The following is a 1035-nucleotide window of genomic DNA, read 5'->3' as shown; positions in this document are numbered from 1 at the left end:
GAGCAGCTCATGCCACTGCTGGCGGTGCTCCCGGCTTTCGGCCGACGCGAGGTAGTCGCGCTCCCGCGCCACGTACCGCAGGTAGGACGGCTCCGGCTCCGGGGCCACGTCCACGCCCGCCTCGAGCGCCGCGTAGTGACGGCCCACCGCGCGCACCAGGAGCCCCAGGGAGAACCCGTCCCCCACCAGGTGGTGCACGCAGGCGAAGTAGCCCCCGCGCCGCTCGCCCAGCTTCACCACCGCCAGGCGGAACAGCGGCCCGCCCGGAAGCGCGAAGGGCGTCCGCACCTGCTCGGTGCACCAGCGCTCGGCGGCGGCGTGCGGATCCGCCTCGCGGGAGAAGTCCACCTGCTCCACGCGGCCCCCGTGCACGGCCCCCAGCCGCTGCCGTGCCTGCCCATCCTCGACGCGCAGCTCCAGCCGCAGCGCCTCCGTGCTCCGCGCGAAGCGCTCCAGCGCCTCCGCCAGCAGCTCCAGGCGGACCGGCCCGCGCACCACCAGCAGCCCTCCCAGGTTCGCGAAGGCCGTGCCGGGATGCAGCTGCTCCATCAGCCAGATGCGCTGCTGGGCGTGGCTGAGCGGCTGGAAGCCGTCGGCATCCTCCCGGGAGGAAGGCTCCACCGGAGCAGGCGACAAAGGGGTGACGAGCTCGGCCATGAGGTGTCCGCCGTGAAAGCGAAAAGGGTTTACGAAGAGGACGGGGCGCTCCGCGCCGGGGCTTCGGGCGGCGCGGGAGGGTCGGGAACGAGGAAGCGGATCACCGACCCCACGCGGACCGACGGCACCTGCCGGCGCGCCAGGTCCCGGGGCGTGTTGAGCAGGTCGTGCCACGGGCACCGGATGCCCTGGGCCGCCTCGTCCCAGGTGCCCTTGCTGAGGGGGCCGCCCTTGTGCTTGCAGCGGTCCAGGATGACGCTGAAGCGCTCCCCCAGGCGCAGGCAGAGGTAGCGCTCGTCGTCCACGCGCACCTGGCTCCAGTGCCGCGCCTCCAGTTCCAGCATCATGGCGAGCCCACCTCCGCGGACGGCCCCACCC

At 73.7% G+C, this 1035-nt stretch carries 2 protein-coding genes; both read right to left on the bottom strand.

Features of this window, described 5'->3' with window-relative positions:
* Positions 1-657, bottom strand: a 657-nt coding sequence (locus D7X74_RS42055; protein ID WP_199742027.1) for a condensation domain-containing protein, incomplete at its 3' end; no start/stop codon positions are given.
* 29 nt (positions 658-686) lie between these two features.
* The coding region (locus D7X74_RS42050; protein WP_233602496.1) for a Rieske 2Fe-2S domain-containing protein at positions 687-1035 on the bottom strand (349 nt) is incomplete at its 5' end.

It is taken from the genome of Corallococcus sp. CA047B (assembly GCF_003612065.1).
In the GTDB taxonomy this organism is placed as follows: Bacteria; Myxococcota; Myxococcia; order Myxococcales; family Myxococcaceae; genus Corallococcus; species Corallococcus praedator.
Note: the sequence above shows the minus strand (reverse complement) of the source record. Positions and strands in the feature narration are given on the sequence as shown.